This is a genomic window from Streptomyces sp. P5F9, assembly GCF_057961495.1.
The window spans coordinates 19,977-37,575 of the sequence record NZ_JBXVPZ010000010.1 but is presented as its reverse complement, the minus strand read 5'-3'; the positions used below and the strand labels follow the sequence as shown (position 1 = coordinate 37,575).

Here is a 17,599-nt window from a genome sequence, read left to right as displayed (position 1 = left end):
GGAAACCTGGGCTCACTTGAGGCCGCTCGTCGACATCCCGGCGACGAACCCGCGTTGGGCGACGAGGAAGATCAGCAGGATCGGGACGACGTACATCACCGAGGCCGCGGCCTGGAGGTCGGCGACCGGGGTGCCGGCCGAGGTGACGTAGGTGGACATGACGGCGACCGCGAGGGTGGTGCGGTCGGTGGACAGGAGGAGTTGCGGGGCTATGTAGTCGCCCCAGGTCCAGGTGAACGCGATCACGAAGCTCGCGCTGAGCACCGGCCAGGACTGCGGCAGGAAGATCCGCCAGAAGATGGTTGCGTAGCCGCAGCCGTCGACGATCGCGGCCTCCTCCAACTCTCTCGGCAGGCCCGCGAAGAACTGCCGGAAGAGGAAGACGAGATACGGAGCGGCGGCCAGCCCCCACAGCACCCACGGCCAGTAGGTGTCGACCATGCCGAGCTTGGCGAAGATCAGGTAGGTCGGCAGCAGGGTGATCATCTGGGGCAGCATCATCGAGCCGAGCAGGATGCCGAACAGGGTCTTCTTGCCGGGGGCGGAGAGGCGCGCGAAGCCGAAGCCCACCCAGGCGGAGCTGAGGGTGACGAGGGTGGCATAAATCATCGCGATGATCAGGGAGTTGCGGGCGTAGCCGAGGAAGTCGATGAGCTGGTAGGCGTCGGCGAAGTTGTGCCACTGGATGTGCTGGGGCAGCCAGTGCACCGGCGAGGCGGCGAGTTCGGCCGGGGTCTTCAGACCGGCGAGGACGAGCCAGCCGAAGGGGCCGAGGAACAGGCCCGTGACGGCGACGAGGACCGTGTAGAGGGCCAGTCGGCCCGCCCGCACCCGGACCGGGGACTTCACCAACGGGCTGACGGCGCTCACTTGTTGGCCTCCGGGTCGACGTTGTAGAAGACCACGCCGGACGTGAACCTGAAGATGAGTCCGGTCACGGCGAGGATCAGGACGAAGAGCACCCACAGCAGTGCGGAGGCGTAGCCGTAGCGGCCGAGCGCGAAGTACTCCGCGAACACGTGCATCATGTAGAGGTAGTTGGACTGCGGGATCGCGGTGACGCCGCCCGTGGTGCCGTCGGGCGCGAGCAGCAGCGGCATGATGGTCTGCACCGAGGCGATCACGCCGGTCACGGTCTGGAAGAGCAGCACCGGCGAGAGCAGCGGCACGGTGATGCTGCGGAAGGTCCGCCAGGCGCTCGCGCCGTCGATGCGGGCCGCCTCGTGGAGTTCGCGGGGTACGTCCTGGAGCCCGGCCAGGGAGATGATCATGACGTTTCCGGCGCCCCACAGGACGCTCATCAGCAGCACGTAGCGGGCGTAGGGATCGGCCAGCCAGCCCAGGGCGTTGATGCCGAAGATGTTCAACACCCCGTTGGCGGCACCGGAGTTCTGGTCGAAGAGCTGCTTGAAGGCGATGCCCGCGCCGACCGGCGGCACCACGGCGGGCAGATAGAGCAGGGTGCGGAACAACCCGCGTGCTTTCAGCGGCCGGTTGACCAGGACCGCGAGCCCGAGCCCGGCCGCGATCGACAACGGCACGGAGGTCACCGCGAACAGGCCTGTGCGGCCCAGCGCGTGCCAGGTCACGGAGTCGGAGAACAGCTCGCGGTAGTTGCCGAGGCCGACGTAGCGCCAGTGCGGGGAGATGCCGTCGAACGTGGTGAAGCTCAGCCACAGCGCGTACGCCATGGGGACGACGGTCAGCAGCAGGAAGCCGATGATCCAGGGCGAGGTGAACATGTAGAACGCGCGGTGTCTGCGCCCGGTCGCGGTGGTCCGCGGCTGCCGTGCCGCCTGCGCCCGCTCGCCGCTCGCGGCCGAGCCGGGGCGGCCCGTGACCGTGGTGATCTGATCGACCGTCATCCCACTTGCTCCTTACCGCGCTTGAGCTGCTCGTTCATGGACGAGTTCAGCCGGCCCGCGAGGGTGTCGACGGATATCCCGCCCGACATGGCGGCGGGGGCGGCCTGGTTGAAGAGGGCGGCGAGCGCGTCCGCCGTGGCGTACGGCGTGAAGGCGGTCACCGAGAAGTGCTTCAGCTCGGCCTCCTGGACCCGCAACGCCCGTTTCTGGTACGACTCCTGACTGGGCATCAGGGGACGCAGGGACTTCAGGCTCGGGATGCCCCAGCCGCTTGACGCGCGCTCCTTGGCCGGTGCCTCGCCGAAGAACCACTCGAAGACCCGCCAGGCGGCGTCCTTGTTCCGGGCCTTCTTCGGCATCCACAGGCCGGTGCCGCCCTGGCAGGGGCTCAGGCGCGGGCCGCCCGCGAAGACCGGGGCGGGGGCGAGCCGGGACACGCGGGCCAGTTTCCTGTCGGTGTCGATCATGCCGCCGAGCCAGTAGCCGCTGCCCGTCATGGCCATCCGGCCGGCCTGATAGGTGGGCCCGTCCCAGCCGTTGGGGTCGGGCTGGATCAGGCTCGGGCCGACCTTGGTCCGGCAGTAGTCGATGTACCAGGCCAGCGCCTTGCGGGCCTCGGGGGTGGTGAAGTCGACGCGGGAGAAGTCCTCGCTGAACAGGCTGCCTCCGGCAGCGGCCGTCAACCCGGCCAGCAGACCTGGGGCGTTGAGCCCGTTGTAGCTGCCGCCGAAGACGGTCGTCTGCCCGTTCTTCCTCTGGGTGAGCCGCTTGGCGTCTTCCAACCACTGTTCGTAGGTGACCGGTTGGGTCTCCGGCGGGTAGGCGACGCCCGCCGTGTCGAAGTGCGCGGTGTTGTACCAGTACATGGAGTCCTGGGAGAAGTCCTTCGCCATGCCGTAGCGCGGGCCCTTGCCCTGGGTGTGGCCGTCGTAGCGCCACAGGTCGTTGACCGGGTCCAGGTCGTCGGCCTTGAGGACGCCGCTCCCGGCGAAGTAGGGGTCGAGGTTCTCGACGACGTCCCGGGCGACGAAGTACGGGGCGTCCACGGCGCCGACGCCGCGGACCAGGTCCGGTGGTGCGCCGGTGGTCATCATCGCGATCAGCTTGGTGAGGTCGTAGCGCACCAGGTGGATCTTGATGCCGAGGTCCTTGTGTGCCTGCGTGATCTGGTCGGTGGTGATGTCGCCGTCCTTGACCATGACCGTGACGGTCTCGCCCGAACCGCTCACCCCGGTCGACACCTGGAGGGCGCAGCCGTTGAGCGCCACCGCGCCGGCCGCCGCGCCCGCCCCCGAGAGGGCGAGAAATCGTCGGCGGCTCAGGGGCGCACCAGCACGTGGGGGCATGACCGCACCACCTCCAATAGAAACCGGTTGTCACGCGTTGGGGCAGAGCTTCTTCCGGCTCGGAAACGGCGTCAAGACCTTGGGCGAACTTTCGAAAAGACTGGGTAACCTCGGCGAGACGGCGCTGGAACGCGGTCGGCTAGAAACCGGTTGTCCGCCAGGCATGGCCGAGGCCCCGGGAATCCGATGGCCGAAGTCCCGGGAATCCGGCCGGTGTTCGGGCCGTCAGTGCAGGTCGGCGGCCTGCTCGGGGGAGTCGTCGAGGAAGCCACCCGACTGGTGCTGCCACAGCTTCGCGTAGGCGCCCTCGGCGGCCAACAGCTCCTGGTGCGTGCCCTGTTCGACGATCCGGCCGCGGTCGAGGACGACGAGCCGGTCCATGCCGGCGACGGTGCTCAGCCGGTGTGCGACGACGAGCGCGGTCCGGCCCTCCATGAGCCGCCACAGTGCTTCCTGGACGAGGATCTCGCTCTCGGAGTCGAGGGCGCTGGTCGCCTCGTCGAGCAGCAGGATCGGGGCGTCGCGCAGGATCGCCCGGGCGAGGGCGACGCGTTGGCGCTGGCCGCCGGAGAGCTTGATCCCGCGCTCCCCCACCATCGTCTCGAAGCCGTCCGGCAGCGCGTCGGCGAACTCCGTGACGTGCGCGGCCTCGGCGGCCCGGCGGACCTCGGCGTCGGTGGCGTCGGGCCGGGCGAAGGTGAGGTTCTCGCGCAGGGTGCGGTGGAACATCGCCGGGTCCTGCGGTACGTAGGCGATCAGGCTGCGCAGGTCGGCCTGGCGCAGCTTGCTGATGTCCTGGCCGCCGATCAGGATGCGGCCGGCGTCGATGTCCGTCATCCGCAGCAGCAGCCGGCTGAGGGTGGTCTTGCCGCCGCCGGACCGGCCGACGAGGCCGATCTTCGTGCCGCCGGGCACGGTCAGGTCGAGTCCGTCGAAGAGGGTGTCGGCGCCCGCGTGGGCGAAGGTCACGTTCTCGAAGCGGACGTCGGTGGCCCGGGACCGCAGCGGCTCGGGCGAGGCCGGGTCGACCACGGTGGGCGGGGCCATCAACAGCTCGGTGAACTGGGCGGCTTCGGTCATCGAGCTTTCCAGGCGCCGGTAGATCTGGTTGAACTCGAACATGATCCGGGTCGCGTTCGTGTAGTACGTGAAGGCGACCACGACCGCCTCGACACCGTGTTCGCCGCCGCCGAGAGCCACCGCGAGGAGCAGGCCCAGCGCGTTGGTGAGCACGGAGAGCGGTGCGACGAGGGTGTCGATGCGCAGGTTGCCGTAGTCCCAGGATCGCAGCGTGAGACGCCTCGACTGGGCGACGCGCGAGCGGTGTTCGGCGGCCTCGCGTTCCTCGGCGGCGAACGCGCGGACCGTGTCCATGTTCATCAGGCTGTCGGCGACATGGCCGGACACCCGGGCGATGGCCTCCTCGCGCAGATCGACGAGTGCCTGGCGGCGCCGGATGAGGGGCGCGACGACCAGGGCGGTGAGCGCGATCATCGCCAACAGGCCTACGACGAGCAGCGGTTCGTAGCGCCACAGCACGACCGAGCCGAACAGCAGCGGGACCAGGCTGCCCACCACCTGGAACGTCATCGTGTCGACGAACTCCTCGAAGCGGGAGGCGAAGCTCAGCACCCGCTTGGTGAGCGACCCGGCGAAGTTGTCGTGGAAGAACGCGGCGTCCTTGGCGAAGAGTTCGTCCATGCCGATCACATACAGGTGCTCGATGCCGAGCGCGTCGAGCCGGTTCAGACAGTGGAGTCCGAGGCGCCAGAACACCTCGGCGAGCAGCAGCACTCCGGCGAACCCGAGGACGTACGGCAGCGTCGTGCGGACGCTGATGCCCGCGTCTGCGGCGATACGGCCGACGAGCTTGGCGACGATCAGCGGCGCGATGTAGTTGATGCCGATGTTGCCCACCGCGGGCAGCAGCGTGGCCGGCGCGGTCCAGCGGCGGAGCCGGGCCAACTCCCGTCCGTAGTAGCGAAGTGCGAGTAGCACCGAGCCTTTGCGCGGCCCGATGTCGCGCGATTCAGGCGATCCCATCCCCACCCCGTGGTGTCGTCCGGCGCCCGGCATACGGACTGGCCAGGACTGGCAGTGTCCCGCGACGGCGTCCGTGCGGTCCAAGCGTTTTTCCCTCAACAGCTGTGATGCGCACGGGGTTTGTGGGCCCTACGGTGACACCATGGCGACCGATCCCGTGGGCGAGCCGATGCGGCTGCCCGACATGCCGTTGCACGATCCGTTCGTCGTCGCCGACGACACGACCCGCACGTATTACCTCTACACGTCCAACGACCCTTCCGTGTCGGGCGTGGAGGGCGTCGGCACGATGGTCTACCGCAGCCGGGACCTGCGTGACTGGACGCGTCCGGCGGTGGTGTTCCTGGCGGCGGAGCAGAGCAGCCTCTGGGCGAGCGACGGGGGTTGGGCGCCGGAGGTGCACGCGTGGCAGGGCAGGTACTACCTGTTCACCACGCTGCACGACGAGGACAGTCCGCTGCCCGTGCCTCCAACCGGCCGCTGGGGCACGCCGTTTCGGCTCGCCAACCACCGGCGGGGCACGATCACCGCCGTGTCCGAATCTCTGCTGGGCCCTTTCACTTCGGTCGACCCCGCGCGCCCCACCCCGCCCGGGCACCTCATGACCCTGGACGGCACGCTGTACGTCGACCCGTCCGGGCAGCCGTGGATGGTGTACGCGCACGAGTGGCTCCAGACCGTCGACGGCACGATGGAGGCCATCCGGCTGGCCCCGGACCTGACCGGGACGATCGGCGACCCGGTCTTCCTCTTCAAGGCCTCGGACGCGCCCTGGATCGGCGAGGAGATCCCGGCCGGCGTACCGCACCAACTCCCGCCCTACGTCACGGACGGCCCGCAGTTGTACCGCACCCCCGACGGGTCGCTGCTCATGCTCTGGTCGACGTACGAGAAGAACGTGCTCGGCGCGGACGGCAGCCTCACCGGGGGCTACGTCCAGACCTACGCCGTCTCCAAGTCCGGTGAGATACACGGGCCTTGGCTGCAACAGCGGCCGTTGGTGCGGGAGGACAGCGGGCACGGGATGCTGTTCCGGACGTTCGAGGGCCGGTTGACGATGATCCTGCACCGGCCGTTCGAGAACGCGCGCGGGAAGCTGTACGAGATGGAAGTCGTCGGTGACGAACTGCGGGTGCTGCGCCAGTGCGTCGACCTCGACGGCGGCGGATGATCCGGACGCCGTTGCCCTCAACTCCTCGGCGGCCGCTCCTCGTTACTGCTTGACCGCGCCCACCGGCCCGTTGATCCTGGCCGCGGGCGAGCGGGGCCGGGCGCGGCTCGCCCGCATCCTTCGGTCCCGGGGTGCGGACGGCGTCATGCTGCTGGCCCTGCGCGAGAACGATCCGCCGGCGAAGGTCGCCGAGGCGGGGAACGTCCCCGTCGTCCACGGAGGCCGCTCCCTCGAACGGCCCCGCGCTGGTACGTGGACGCCGACAACCGGGGCGGGGCCCGCGAGGCCGTGGAGTACCTGATCTCGACGGGCCGCCGTGCCATCGGCACCGTCACCGGCCCGCTCGACATGCACGCGGGTGTCGCCCGCTACCTGGGCTTCCGCGAGGCGGTCGCACTGGCCGGTCTGGCGGGCCACCGCGTGGCGCACGCCGACTTCAGCGAGCTGGGCGGGCCACGGCGACCGCCCGGCTCCTCGACGAACACCCGGACCTGGACGCGGTGTTCGTCGCCTCGGACGCCATGGCGGCGGGCGCCCTGCACGTCCTGCGCGAGCGCGGCCGGTCCGTCCCCGAGGACGTCGCGGTCGTCGGCTTCAACGACATCCTCACCGCCCGGCACACCCAGCCCGCCCTGACGACGATCCGCCAGCTCATCGTGGCCCTCGGCAGCGAGATGACCCGGATGCTGGTGCGCGTGCCGGCAGGCGAGGAGCCGACGCCCCTCATCCTGCCGACGGAGCTGGTGATCAGGGAATCCGCGTAGCGCGGCGGTCCCGGCGGTCGGGGCCTTCGCACATTACGTAAGGCGCACCCCAAGGGCCGTACAACTAATCCCCAACAACAAGTGTCTCGTAGGGCAACAACACTTGTCCCGGGGGGGATGTTTTGATCAAGGTAAGCGTTGTCGTACCCGTCTACAACGCCGGTTCCTACATTGACCGTTGTGCGCCGTCGCTGGTCAACCAGAGCCTGGGGGCCGACGCGTACGAGGTCGTGTACGTCGACGACGGCTCGACGGACGACTCGGCCGAACGCCTCGGACGGCTGGCCGAAGCCCATGCGCATGTCCGGGTGTACCGGCAGGAGAACTCCGGCTGGCCGGGCAAGCCGCGGAACGTGGGGGTGGACCGGGCGAGGGGGAAGTACGTCCAATTCGTCGACCAGGACGACGAGTTGTCGTACGAGGCGCTGGAGCGGCTGTACGCGCTGGCGGAGCGCAACGGGTCGGACATCGTGCTGGGCAAGGTGCACGGGACGATGCAGGGGCCCAGCAATGTGTTCAAGCGGACGGTCGAGCGGTGCACCGCCGCCGACGCCCCGCTCTTCGAGAGCCTGACGCCGCACAAGATGTTCCGCCGGGACTTCCTGCGCGACCACGGGATCCGCTTCCCTGAGGGGCGGGTCAGGCTGGAGGACCAGCTGTTCATGGCGCGCACCTACGTACGGGCCAAGACGGTGTCGATACTCGGCAACTACCCCTGCTACCAATGGAATCGGCGCGAGGACGGCGGCAACAACAGCAGCCGCCGGATCACCGCCGACGACTACTACGGCCACCTGGACAAGGTCGTGGAGGCGATCAAGGAGGGCACACCGCCGGGCGACTTGCAGGACCGGCTGCTGCGCCGTTCGTACCGCGTCGAGTTGCTACGGCCGGTGAGCGAGCCGCGCGTGCTGCGGCGCACCGGCAAGGACTTGGAGGAGTACTTCACCACCGTCCGCCGGATGGCGATGACGAGTTATCCGCCGGGGGTGAGCGAAGGGCTCCCGGCGATCAGCCGGCTGCGGGCGGAGCTGCTCGTGCAGGGCCGGCTGGACTCCCTGGTCGAACTCGCCCGCCGCACCGAGCAGATCAGGGCGCACGTCGAGGTGGACGACATGCGCTGGCGGAACGACAAGCTGGTGATCCGGACCCGCGTCGGCATGGTCCGGGGCGACGGCGAGCCGCTGACCGTCGTGGAGCGCGACGGCCGGATGCTGCTCGACCCCCAACTCCTCGACGGCATAAGGGGAGCGGAGAACTGGGAGGTCCCCGACCCCTTCTCGCACGCGTACGGGGAACTCATCGTGCACGACACCGCCGGCAACCACTGGTGGTACCCCGACGGGGAGTTGACGCCGACCCTGGAACCGCTCGGCGGAGACCGCCACCGGGTCGTCGTCTCCGGCGAGACGGTCATCGACCCGCTGACCCTCGCCGGTGACGCGCCCATGAACGCCGGCGCCTATCAAGTCTGGGCCAGCGCACAGCTGTTGGGTGTCGGCCGGCGCCCCCGGCTGGCAGCCGCCCCGGGCAGCACCCGCATCCTCCTCGGCACCGTCGCCGTCGGCACACCACCGCGCCTCGTCTCCCCCACGTGGGCAGGCCCGGGCGGCCAACTCCGGCTCACCGTCGGCGAACCCGGCCGGATCGGCACCACCCGCCGCGTCCTGCTCCGCACCACCGCCGACCACCGCCTCCGCAACGGCGTCCGCGAGGTGCTCCGCCGCCTGCCACCCGGCGCACGCAAGAACATCCGCGCCACGGCACGACGGGCGGAGGGCTGGATGCTGGGGTAGCGGGGGCGCGGCTCGGACATGGCCGGCTCAGTCGTGGCCGCCCTCGTGTCCCGTCAGGTCGATCCCGTACACCGTCTCCACCGGATTGCGGCTAGGGTGCTGACGGTTCACGCCCAGGCGTACAGCCCAGGAGCCGGTGTCCGCGGGGCCGTCATGGGGCATGGGGTCATGGTCGCTGGAGAGCGAATCGGACACGACGGGGGCTCGGGTTGGACAACGGCGGGCGGCAGCGGAACAAGGTCACCACCCCAGGCCGACCGGACGCGGTGAACGGGTGACCGGCCGGCCGGCGCCATCGGTGCTGCCTCCGTCGCTGCGCCCGTGGCTCGGGCCGGTCGCGGTCCTCGCCGCGCTGGTGGTCGTCGCGCTCGGGGTCCTGTACTCCGGCCACAGCGAGCCCGGCGGGGTGGACAGGTGGATCATCCGGCCGACGGCGGACAGTCTGGGGCCGCCGTGGCGGCGCGTCGCCCTGGCCCTGGACTTCCTGGGGGAGCCCGTGGGAGCGGCGACGCTCGTCGTGGCCGCCGTGGCGGCCTGCCTGCTGCTTCGGCGTCCTCGCGCCGCGGTGCTCGTCGTCGCCGGCGTCGGCACGACCGTGGGGACGGCGACGCTGCTGAAGCACCTGGTGGGACGCACCATCCACGGCGACAACCTGTCCTATCCGAGCGGGCACACCGCCTTCGCCACCGCGCTCGCCCTCATGGCGGCGCTGCTCGCGACCCGCCGACTCGGCCTCGGCAGGACGGCCGGCACGTCACTCGTGCTCGCCTCGGCGCTGGTCGCCGGCGCCGCCATGGGCTGGGCGCAGGTCGGACTGGGCGCGCACTATCCGACCGACGTCCTCGGCGGCTGGTGCACCGCGCTGGCGGTGATTCCGGCGACCGCGTGGCTGGTCGACCGGATCGCCGACCGGGCGGCCGAGCCCGGTCGGCGAGATCACCGCTGACGTCACGTCACGTCACGCCGAGCGCCGGAACACGGGCTGCACGGGTCGCCCGACCAGCCAGGGGGTGGGGTCGGCGGCGTCAAGTGCCTTCCGGTAGACCGCACATGCCTCGGCCACCACGTCGACGGTACGGTCGATGTCCGCGTCGTCGAGTGCGCTGCTCACCACGAAGGAGGGGGCCAGCACTCCGCCCGCGAGGAGCCGGCGCAGGAACAGGGTGCGGTACTGCTGCGAGGGCCGTCCGTTCTCGTCGAGGGTGGCGAACACCAGGTTGCTGGCCCGGCCGTGGACGACGACGTGGTCGCCGACGCCCATGCCGGCCGCGGCCTCGCGGACCCCGGCGGCCAACCGCTCACCGAGGGCGTGCAACCGCGCGGTGACACCCTCTTCGACGTACGTGGTCTGCACGGCCATCGCCGCTGCCAGGGAGTGCGTTTCCGCGCCGTGGGTGGTGGACAGCAGGAAGACCCGGTCGCCGGAGTGACGCAGTCCGCCCCGCTCCATCAGATCGCGGCGCCCGGCCAGCGCGGAGACGGCGAATCCGTTGCCCAGCGCCTTGCCGAACGTGGAGAGGTCGGGGACGACGCCGTACAGGCCCTGGGCGCCCGCCTCGGACCAGCGGAAGCCGGTGATCATCTCGTCGAAGACCAGGACGCAGCCGTGCCGGTCGGCCAGGTCGCGCAGGCCGGCGAGGTACCCGGGCGGCGGTTCGGTGTGGGTGGCGGGTTCGAGGATCAGGCAGGCGATCTCGTCCTGGTACCGGGTGAGCAGCTGCTCCGTGGCGGCCAGGTCTCCGTAGGGGAACGCGACGGTGAGTTCGTTGGTCGCCGCCGGAATTCCGGCGGACATCGGCGTGGTGCCGATGAACCAGTCGTCGACGGAGAAGAACGGATGGTCGCCGCAGAGCGCCACCCGCGAGCGCCCGGTGGCGGCGCGGGCCAGGCGCACGGCGGCGGTCGTGGCGTCGGAGCCGTTCTTCGCGAACTTCACCATCTCGGCGGTCGGCACCGTGGCCAGGAAGCGCTCCGCGGCCTCGACCTCCACGATGGACGGCCGGACGAAGTTGCTGCCGCGGTCGAGTTCCCGCCGTACCGCCTCGATCACGCGTGGGTGGGCGTGGCCGAGGCTGACCGACCGCAGGCCGGAGCCGTACTCGATGTAGCGGTTGCCGTCGACGTCCCACACGTGGGCACCGTTGCCGTGGCTGATGACCGGGGCCAGGTTCTCGGGGTACTGGTCGTCGCCCTTGGCGTAGGTGTGAGCGCCCCCGGGGATCATGGCGTGCAGCCGCTCGTTGGCTGTCCGCGACAGGGGCAGGTCAAGCACTTCGGTGTCCACAGGGACCTCAGCTTTCTCTGTGCTTCAGGACCTCGGCGAGGCTCGGCGCCTCGCGGTCCCGTTGGGACATCAGTGCAACCGGCAGCGGCCAGGGAATGGCGAGCTCCGGGTCGTCGAAGGCGATCGTCACGTCCTCGGCCGGATCGTGCGGGCGGTCGATCCGGTACGAGGTGTCGGCGGTGTCGGTCAGTGCCTGAAAACCGTGCGCGCATCCCGCGGGAATGTAAAGAGTTGGTTGTGATTCTCCTGTGAGTTCGAAGGAGGCCCAATTGCGGTAGGTCGGAGAATCCGGCCGCAGGTCCACGACGACGTCGAAGATCCTCCCGTACGAGCACCGCACCAACTTGGCCTCGCCGGCGCCCGAGCGCAGGTGCAGGCCGCGCACCACGCCCCGGACCGAGCGGGACAGGCTGTCCTGGACGAAGGCGTCCGGGTCGAGGCCCACCGAGCGGACCACGTCGGCGTCGAAGGTGCGGCAGAAGAAGCCGCGTTCGTCGGCGTAGGGCGTCGGCTCGAAGAGGAACGCGCCGGCGATCTCCGGGACTTCGGTCGCTTTCATGGAGACTCCTGCCGAGCGTGGGCGTGGGTGTGGCCGGTCGCGGGGAACACGGCCGCGGTCAACGAGCTGAACTGGTCCTCCAGTTGACGGGCGGCGGCCAGGTTCCGCTCGGTGAGGGTCTGGCGCAGTTCGGCCGATCGCTTCTCCAGCGTCCGGAACTGTTCGAGCAGCCGGTCGGCGTCGACCTCGCGCGCCGGGTGGCAGTACGCGCCGAGGCCCATGCGCTCCATGAGCGCGTCGCTCTTCGCCGCGTAGCTGAGCGCGAGCACCGGTGTGCCGGTCTTCAGCGCGCAGATCAGGTTGTGGTAGCGGACTGCGACCACGGTGTCGGCGGCCGCCATCTCGTTCATCAGGTCGGCCAGTGAGGCCGGCTCGGCGGCGGTGACCAGGGGCGAGTCCACCGCGTCGAGGATCGCGGCGACCACCGTCCCATCGCACCGGTCGCCGGTGAGCAGCCGGACCGGCCTGCCCTCCTCGACCAGCGTGCGGACGAACCGGATCGTCCCGTCGAGGTAGCGCCCGTATATCTCGTCGGCCCGGGCGCGGTCGTCGTTGCCGCCGTGGAAGTCCATGACGCCGACGCAGACCGTGCCGGGCGGGCCCGAGGGCGCGTTCGCGGGCGGTGCCGGCAGGGAGAACGCGAGGTCCGGGTAGACCTCGTCGCGCGCGGTGTCCACGCCCATCGCCCGCATCGCGTCCCGGGACTGGGCGTCCCGGTAGGACCGGTAGGCGGCCAGCCGCCCCGACCAGCGGACCAGGGCCCGAGTGGGCCGGTTGCGGATCTCGGCGGCGCCGACGCTGACCAGCGCGACCCTGGTGCGCATCAGTCGGCCGCTCGCGCAGAGCAGGAACAGCGAGTACGGGAAACCCCAGGGCCGTAGCGGCAGGGTGGCCTCCAGGACGCCCATGCCCGGCACGATCACCACGTCGTGGCGGCGTACCCAGGCGGCGGTGCGGAAGATGTCGACGAACTTGCCCAGCCCCTTCGACACAATCGCGCCCGCGCGTGACGCGGTCCGGTACTCGGCGCGGTTCCAGTGCATCCGGGTGGCGGGTATCCCGAACCGGGCCGTCACGGCCTCGGGTCCGCCGCACAGGGCGTCCACGACCGCCTCCGGGTGGTGGGCGCGGAGGTATCCGAGGACGGCCTGGAGCGACCCGTCGTTGCCGAGGTTGCCGGAGCCGAGCAGGCCGAACACCCCTACGCGCACGGGAGTCGAGTCCGCGGACGTCATGCGCGCCTCCCCTCACGGCCGGCGACGAGGGCGTCGACGGAGACCGTGAGCTGGGCCGGGTCGACCGGGGCGCGGTCCTCGACGCGCTCGCCTGCGCCCGGCCGGACCCGGCTGGTCATCCAGGAAGCCAGGTGTCGGTAGCAGGCGCGCCGGTCGGCCGGGGACAGCGGTGCCCGCCGGATCGCCGAGGCGAAGCCCCAGACGTACTCGGCCAGCAGCCGGGGCGTCGGGTGCAGCGCGCCTGCCCGGCGCGGGTCCAGGTTGACGCAGCGGGCGCGCTTGGAGGGGTTGGCGCGTTCGGCGCGGGTGGGGTGGTCGCGGCGGAAGTACAGCAGTTCCGGCACCTGGTGGAAGCGTCCGTGCAGGGTGATCTCGGCGACGAACGTGCGGTCCGCGTGGTGGTAGCTGTCCATCGGTTTCACCCGGCGCAGCATGTCGGCGCGTATCACCCCGTAGAAGTCGTCGCCGCCGGGCTCGAACAGCAGACTGCGGAAGCGCTCGGGCGCGCTCGGGGAGCCGGTGGCGAGCGTGTACTCGTACGGGACCGTCACCTGGCCGTCGCCGTCGATGACCGCCTGGTCGGTGTGGGCGAGGATCACGTCCGGCCGCTCGTCCAGTGCTTCTATGCAGCGCGTCAGCAGGTCGCGGCCGTAGAGGTCGTCGTGCGAGGCCCACTTGAACAACTCGCCGCGGGACTCGGCGAACACGTGGTTGTGGTTCGGCGTGGCGCCGATGTTCCGGGGCAGCCGGAGGTACCGGATGCGGGAGTCCTGCCCGGCGTACTTGCGGCAGATGTCCTCGGTGCCGTCGGTCGAGGCGTTGTCGGAGACGACCAGTTCGAAGTCCTCGTAGGTCTGGCCGAGCAGGGCGTCGAACGACTCGGCCAGGTACTCCTCGCCGTTGTACACGGGCAGGCCGATGCTCAGCCTCGGTCGGTCGGTCATGAGGTCCTCACTTCGGGAAGGGGATCGCGGTGGCGCTCGCGCAGGGCGGAGCGCAGTTGCAGCCACCACACGGCCGAGCCGCTGATGGTCGCGGCGGCGACGCCCCAGGCCGAGCCGGCCGTACCGGCGAGGGCCGCTCCGCCGAGTCCGCCGCCGACGTAGCAGGCGGAGGCGAACAGCTGGCACTTCAGGCTGCGGCGGGCCGCGCCGAGCGCGCGCAGTCCGGCCGCCGCGCCGGTGCCGAGGCCCGCTCCCGCGACGCTGAGGGTGATCTGCACGATGAGGTGCGAGGAGGAGTGCCAGACGTCGCCGAGCGCCAACTCGCCGAGGCGGCCCGGCATCAGCAGCAGCGCCGAGCCCCAGAGCAGCGCGCCGGTGGCCTGTCCCCCGCCGAGGAAGAGGCAGAACCTGCCCAGTCGTTGCGGGGCCTGCCGCAGCACGCGTGCCGCCTCGGGGACGGTGACCAGCGAGAGCCCCATCACTACGGCGAGGAAGGGGCCGAGGAGGAGTTCGGCGCCCCGTACCGCCCCGACCGCGCTGACTCCGACGATCGCGCCGAGGCCGTAGGCCCGCAGTTGGCTCGCGCCGCTGAGGCTGACGTTCTCGACCAGGTACCGGTAGCCGAGGTCGCGCTGTTCGCGCAGCCACCCGCGGGCCTGTGCGGTGCGGGGCAGGATGCCGGACTGGACGCAGCCGTACCCCGCGGCCACCGTGGCGGACGCGCCCCAGGCGAGCACGAAGGCGGCCACGGTGCCGACATGGGCCGCCACCACCATGGCCGGGACGAGCGCGACGCCCCACACGACGTCGTTGACGAAGGCCTTCCGCCCGTCACCGGCGGCGAAGAACGAGAACCGCCAGGCGTCCTGGAGCAGCAGCCCCGGCATCATGAGACCGAGGGCGGCGAACGCGGGCCCGACCCGGCCGCCGAGCCCGAGCCCGGCCGCCAGGCACAGCGCGCCGAGGGCCGTGCCGACGCAGAGCGCGGTGCCCGTCGAGCGGGCCACCGCCCCGCGCCAGGACGCCTCCGGCACCCCGCTGAAGCGCACCACGAGCGGGTCGGTGGCCAGGCCGCGGGAGACGTTGAGCACCACGCCGTAGGTCACCCAGGCGAGGCTGAACACGCCGAACGCGGTCACGCCCAGCGAGCGGGCCACGTAGATGCCCACCGCGAAGTTGCTGATGCTGGAGGCCGCCTGGTCGGCCAGTCCCCAGGAGAGCCGGCCGACGAGGGCGCGCTTGGCGGACCGGGCCGGTGCGGTCGCCTTCTCCCCGTCGGTGGTCGTCGGCGTCATGTCTTGATCAGCCCGGCCTCGTGCAGAGCGTCGGCCGCGCCGACAACGGTGTCGAACGGGAGCCCGGACCGCTCGGCGACGTCCAGCAGACTGTGCTCGCCGTCGGAGAGGTTGAGCACCCAGAGCATGGCCATCTGCGCCTGCTTGGTGTCGCTGCGGCCGCCGAGCGCGTCGTACAACCCGCGCCGGCCCAGTTGTGGTTCGCCGTAGGGGCTGAGGTTGAGGTACCGCCGGTTGCGGTCGAGGACGGCGAACGCCTCGCGGCAGACGGCGAGGGTGTCCGCCATCGCCGTCGGGGAGACGAGGTCCAGGTTGTCCGCCGAGGTGTGGTACTCGGGATAGCCCGCGTACGGGGTCCGGGTGAGCGAGCCCACGCCCAGGTTGAAGCCGGGCGAGCAGTACTGCCGCTCGTCGTAGCCGTACGGGGTGAACTCGTTGACCTGGTGCGGGCGTTCGGACGCAGCCAGCACGTGCCGCAGGACGCGGTCGATCTCCGCGTCGCCGCGTCGGCTTTGTTTGTACGTCAGTTGACCCCGGTCGCCCGCGCAGGCCAGCACCAGTCCGTGCTTGACCCGTTCCACCCGCTCCGCGTTGCGGGCCAGCCAGGTGATCGCCCCGATGGTGCCGGGCGCGTAGATGAACCGGTAGGTGTAGTACGGCGTTTGCTTCGCCAGCGCCCGGGCGAGGAACGTCGCCACCGCGATGCCGGCCAGGTTGTCGTTGGCCAGCGACGGATGGCAGGTGTGGCAGGAGACGATCACCTCGTCGGCGACCTGTCCGGGGACCACGTGCTCGGCGTAGGTGAGGTGGCCGTCGGCGAGTGTGGAGTCGACGCGCACCTCGTACTCGCCCTCGGGCAGCGCGTCCAGGGTCTCCTGGGCCAGGCAGAATCCCCACTCCGGCTTGTAGTAACTGGTGCGGTACGGCACCCAGTTCGGCTGGTCCGGCAGGGTGTGCAGGTGCGCGCGCAGCTCGGACAGGGGCATGGTCCTCGCCACCGGCACGCTGTAGCCGAGCACGTGCAGGCTGGACGCGGCGAAGTCGACGACCCGCCGGCCGGCGCTGTCGGCGATGTACGCGTCCCGGATGTTCCACTCCTGTGGAACGGTCCAGTCGAGCACCTGCGTCCCGGTCGGCACCTCGTGCACCTGCAACGGGACGTACTCGCCGACGATGTCCAGGGTGGCGCGCACCCCGTCGCCGGTGATGCTCCGGCAAAGCGGGTACAGCCGCTCCACCAGCGCGTACATCTCTTGGCCGGTGTCGGTCATCGGCGCCACCGCAGGGTGTCGTCGACGGTGCCGGCGTCGGTCGCCGCGCGCAGCACGGCGAGGCGGGTGAAGCGGCGCTCGAAGTCCTCCCGGGTCAGGTCGAACTTCCGGTAGGCGTCGGCGAGTTCGAGCGCGCCCTGCTTCACCGTCCACTCGCAGTCGAAGCCGGGGATCGCGGTGCGGAAGCGGGAGAAGTCCACCCGGTAGGACCGGGGATCGGCGCCGTTCTCCCCGGTGATCACGACCTTCGCGCCGGCCACCGCCTCGGCGACCTGGTCGGCGATCTCGGCGACCGTGACGTTGTTGATCTCGCTGCCGATGTTGAACGCCCGGTCGTGCACCGCCTCGCGCGGCGCGGTCAGCGCGGCCGTGAAGGCGCGGGCGATGTCGGCGGCGTGCACCAGCGGGCGCCAGGGGGTGCCGTCGGAGAGGACCAGCACCTCGCCGGACAGCAGCGCGTGGCCCACCAGGTTGTTCAGCACGATGTCGGCGCGCAGCCGGGGCGAGTAGCCGAAGGCCGTGGCGTTGCGCATGAACACCGGGGTGAAGTCGCCGTCGGCCAGTTCGTGCAGGTCGTCCTCGACCCGCACCTTCGACTCCGCGTACGGCGTCACCGGGCGCAGCGGGGCGTCCTCGGTCACCAGGCCGTCACCGCCCGAGGCGCCGTAGACGGAGCACGTCGACGCGTACAGGAAGCGCTGGACTCCGGCGTCGCGGGCGAGTCGGGCCAGCCGTACGGACGCGTGGTGGTTGATGTCGTAGGTGAGTTCCGGCGCGAGCGATCCCAGCGGGTCGTTGGACAGGGCGGCCAGGTGGATCACGGCGTCCACCCCGGCCACATGGTCGGCCGTGACGTCGCGCAGGTCCACCCGCACCCCGGGCGGGTCGGCGGGCTGCGGGCCGAGGACGGAGTCGGCGAACAGGCCGGAGTCGAGGCCGACGACCTCGTGTCCGGCGGCGGTGAGGACGGGTGCCATCACGGTGCCCAGATAGCCCTGGTGTCCGGTCAGTAGTACGCGCAAGGTG

17 protein-coding genes are annotated in these 17,599 nt (G+C 70.9%); 5 read left to right on the top strand and 12 right to left on the bottom strand.

Features of this window, described 5'->3' with window-relative positions; genetic code table 11:
* Positions 1-12: 12 nt before the first annotated feature.
* From AC31A1_RS03575 to AC31A1_RS03560, 4 genes are all read right to left on the bottom strand, one after another.
* Complete coding sequence (locus tag AC31A1_RS03575) at positions 13-870, bottom strand: carbohydrate ABC transporter permease (RefSeq protein ID WP_489651774.1); 858 nt, start codon at positions 868-870, stop codon at positions 13-15.
* The gene (locus tag AC31A1_RS03570) at positions 867-1,865 is read right to left on the bottom strand and encodes a carbohydrate ABC transporter permease (RefSeq protein ID WP_489651773.1); all 999 of its coding nucleotides are present in this window, start codon (positions 1,863-1,865) and stop codon (positions 867-869) included. The genes AC31A1_RS03575 and AC31A1_RS03570 overlap by 4 nt, the downstream gene beginning before the upstream one ends.
* Positions 1,862-3,211 (bottom strand): extracellular solute-binding protein, encoded by a 1,350-nt coding sequence (locus AC31A1_RS03565; protein WP_489651772.1) that lies wholly within the window; start codon positions 3,209-3,211, stop codon positions 1,862-1,864. Before AC31A1_RS03565 ends, AC31A1_RS03570 begins: the two co-directional genes overlap by 4 nt.
* Before the next feature lie 225 nt (positions 3,212-3,436).
* Positions 3,437-5,254 carry an ABC transporter ATP-binding protein gene (locus AC31A1_RS03560; protein WP_489651771.1) on the bottom strand — a complete coding sequence of 606 codons (1,818 nt, stop codon included), beginning with the start codon at positions 5,252-5,254 and terminating at the stop codon, positions 3,437-3,439.
* 142 nt (positions 5,255-5,396) lie between these two features.
* Between AC31A1_RS03560 and AC31A1_RS03555 the strand changes: the two genes are divergently transcribed.
* The 4 genes from AC31A1_RS03555 (at position 5,397) to AC31A1_RS03540 (ending at position 8,985) form a co-directional block, all read left to right on the top strand.
* Positions 5,397-6,425 (top strand): glycoside hydrolase family 43 protein, encoded by a 1,029-nt coding sequence (locus tag AC31A1_RS03555; RefSeq protein WP_489651770.1) that lies wholly within the window; start codon positions 5,397-5,399, stop codon positions 6,423-6,425.
* A 49-nt stretch (positions 6,426-6,474) separates the two neighbouring features.
* On the top strand, positions 6,475-6,726 hold the full coding sequence (locus AC31A1_RS03550; RefSeq protein ID WP_489651769.1) for a hypothetical protein: 252 nt from the start codon (positions 6,475-6,477) through the stop codon (positions 6,724-6,726).
* A gap of 199 nt (positions 6,727-6,925) precedes the next feature.
* On the top strand, positions 6,926-7,189 hold the full coding sequence (locus AC31A1_RS03545) for a substrate-binding domain-containing protein (protein ID WP_489651768.1): 264 nt from the start codon (positions 6,926-6,928) through the stop codon (positions 7,187-7,189).
* Positions 7,190-7,311: 122 nt separating this feature from the next.
* Positions 7,312-8,985: a glycosyltransferase family 2 protein gene (locus AC31A1_RS03540; protein WP_489651767.1), complete on the top strand. Its 1,674-nt coding sequence runs from the start codon at positions 7,312-7,314 to the stop codon at positions 8,983-8,985.
* 27 nt (positions 8,986-9,012) lie between these two features.
* Here AC31A1_RS03540 and AC31A1_RS03535 read toward each other — a convergent pair whose 3' ends face one another.
* The gene (locus AC31A1_RS03535; RefSeq protein ID WP_489651766.1) at positions 9,013-9,147 is read right to left on the bottom strand and encodes a hypothetical protein; all 135 of its coding nucleotides are present in this window, start codon (positions 9,145-9,147) and stop codon (positions 9,013-9,015) included.
* A 112-nt stretch (positions 9,148-9,259) separates the two neighbouring features.
* Between AC31A1_RS03535 and AC31A1_RS03530 the strand changes: the two genes are divergently transcribed.
* Positions 9,260-9,931, top strand: a complete 672-nt coding sequence (locus tag AC31A1_RS03530) for a phosphatase PAP2 family protein (protein ID WP_489651765.1) — start codon at positions 9,260-9,262, stop codon at positions 9,929-9,931.
* A gap of 12 nt (positions 9,932-9,943) precedes the next feature.
* Here AC31A1_RS03530 and AC31A1_RS03525 read toward each other — a convergent pair whose 3' ends face one another.
* The 7 genes from AC31A1_RS03525 to AC31A1_RS03495 are packed head-to-tail and all read right to left on the bottom strand — an operon-like array spanning position 9,944 to position 17,595.
* Complete coding sequence (locus AC31A1_RS03525; RefSeq protein ID WP_489651764.1) at positions 9,944-11,269, bottom strand: glutamate-1-semialdehyde 2,1-aminomutase; 1,326 nt, start codon at positions 11,267-11,269, stop codon at positions 9,944-9,946.
* Positions 11,270-11,276: 7 nt separating this feature from the next.
* A complete protein-coding gene (gene rfbC / locus AC31A1_RS03520; RefSeq protein WP_393764034.1) occupies positions 11,277-11,828 on the bottom strand; it encodes a dTDP-4-dehydrorhamnose 3,5-epimerase in 552 nt (183 codons plus the stop codon).
* Positions 11,825-13,063 carry a polysaccharide pyruvyl transferase family protein gene (locus AC31A1_RS03515; protein WP_489651763.1) on the bottom strand — a complete coding sequence of 413 codons (1,239 nt, stop codon included), beginning with the start codon at positions 13,061-13,063 and terminating at the stop codon, positions 11,825-11,827. The genes rfbC and AC31A1_RS03515 overlap by 4 nt, the downstream gene beginning before the upstream one ends.
* On the bottom strand, positions 13,060-14,007 hold the full coding sequence (locus AC31A1_RS03510) for a glycosyltransferase family 2 protein (protein ID WP_489651762.1): 948 nt from the start codon (positions 14,005-14,007) through the stop codon (positions 13,060-13,062). The genes AC31A1_RS03515 and AC31A1_RS03510 overlap by 4 nt, the downstream gene beginning before the upstream one ends.
* Complete coding sequence (locus AC31A1_RS03505; protein ID WP_489651761.1) at positions 14,004-15,302, bottom strand: hypothetical protein; 1,299 nt, start codon at positions 15,300-15,302, stop codon at positions 14,004-14,006. Before AC31A1_RS03505 ends, AC31A1_RS03510 begins: the two co-directional genes overlap by 4 nt.
* A complete protein-coding gene (locus AC31A1_RS03500) occupies positions 15,299-16,582 on the bottom strand; it encodes a DUF4910 domain-containing protein (protein ID WP_489651760.1) in 1,284 nt (427 codons plus the stop codon). Before AC31A1_RS03500 ends, AC31A1_RS03505 begins: the two co-directional genes overlap by 4 nt.
* Positions 16,570-17,595, bottom strand: coding sequence for an NAD-dependent epimerase/dehydratase family protein (locus AC31A1_RS03495; protein WP_489651798.1), 1,026 nt, complete (start codon positions 17,593-17,595; stop codon positions 16,570-16,572). The genes AC31A1_RS03500 and AC31A1_RS03495 overlap by 13 nt, the downstream gene beginning before the upstream one ends.
* Between the last annotated feature and the right edge of the window lie 4 nt (positions 17,596-17,599).

What these genes read in the sequence shown, in the direction of transcription:
- rfbC (WP_393764034.1), bottom strand. Translation starts at nt 11,828, where the DNA reads ATGAAAGCGACCGAAGTCCCGGAGATCGCCGGCGCGTTCCTCTTCGAG.
- AC31A1_RS03560 (WP_489651771.1), bottom strand. Translation starts at nt 5,254, where the DNA reads ATGGGATCGCCTGAATCGCGCGACATCGGGCCGCGCAAAGGCTCGGTG.
- AC31A1_RS03535 (WP_489651766.1), bottom strand. Translation starts at nt 9,147, where the DNA reads ATGCCCCATGACGGCCCCGCGGACACCGGCTCCTGGGCTGTACGCCTG.
- AC31A1_RS03555 (WP_489651770.1), top strand. Translation starts at nt 5,397, where the DNA reads ATGGCGACCGATCCCGTGGGCGAGCCGATGCGGCTGCCCGACATGCCG.
- AC31A1_RS03510 (WP_489651762.1), bottom strand. Translation starts at nt 14,007, where the DNA reads ATGACCGACCGACCGAGGCTGAGCATCGGCCTGCCCGTGTACAACGGC.
- AC31A1_RS03570 (WP_489651773.1), bottom strand. Translation starts at nt 1,865, where the DNA reads ATGACGGTCGATCAGATCACCACGGTCACGGGCCGCCCCGGCTCGGCC.
- AC31A1_RS03515 (WP_489651763.1), bottom strand. Translation starts at nt 13,063, where the DNA reads ATGACGTCCGCGGACTCGACTCCCGTGCGCGTAGGGGTGTTCGGCCTG.
- AC31A1_RS03565 (WP_489651772.1), bottom strand. Translation starts at nt 3,211, where the DNA reads ATGCCCCCACGTGCTGGTGCGCCCCTGAGCCGCCGACGATTTCTCGCC.
- AC31A1_RS03505 (WP_489651761.1), bottom strand. Translation starts at nt 15,302, where the DNA reads ATGACGCCGACGACCACCGACGGGGAGAAGGCGACCGCACCGGCCCGG.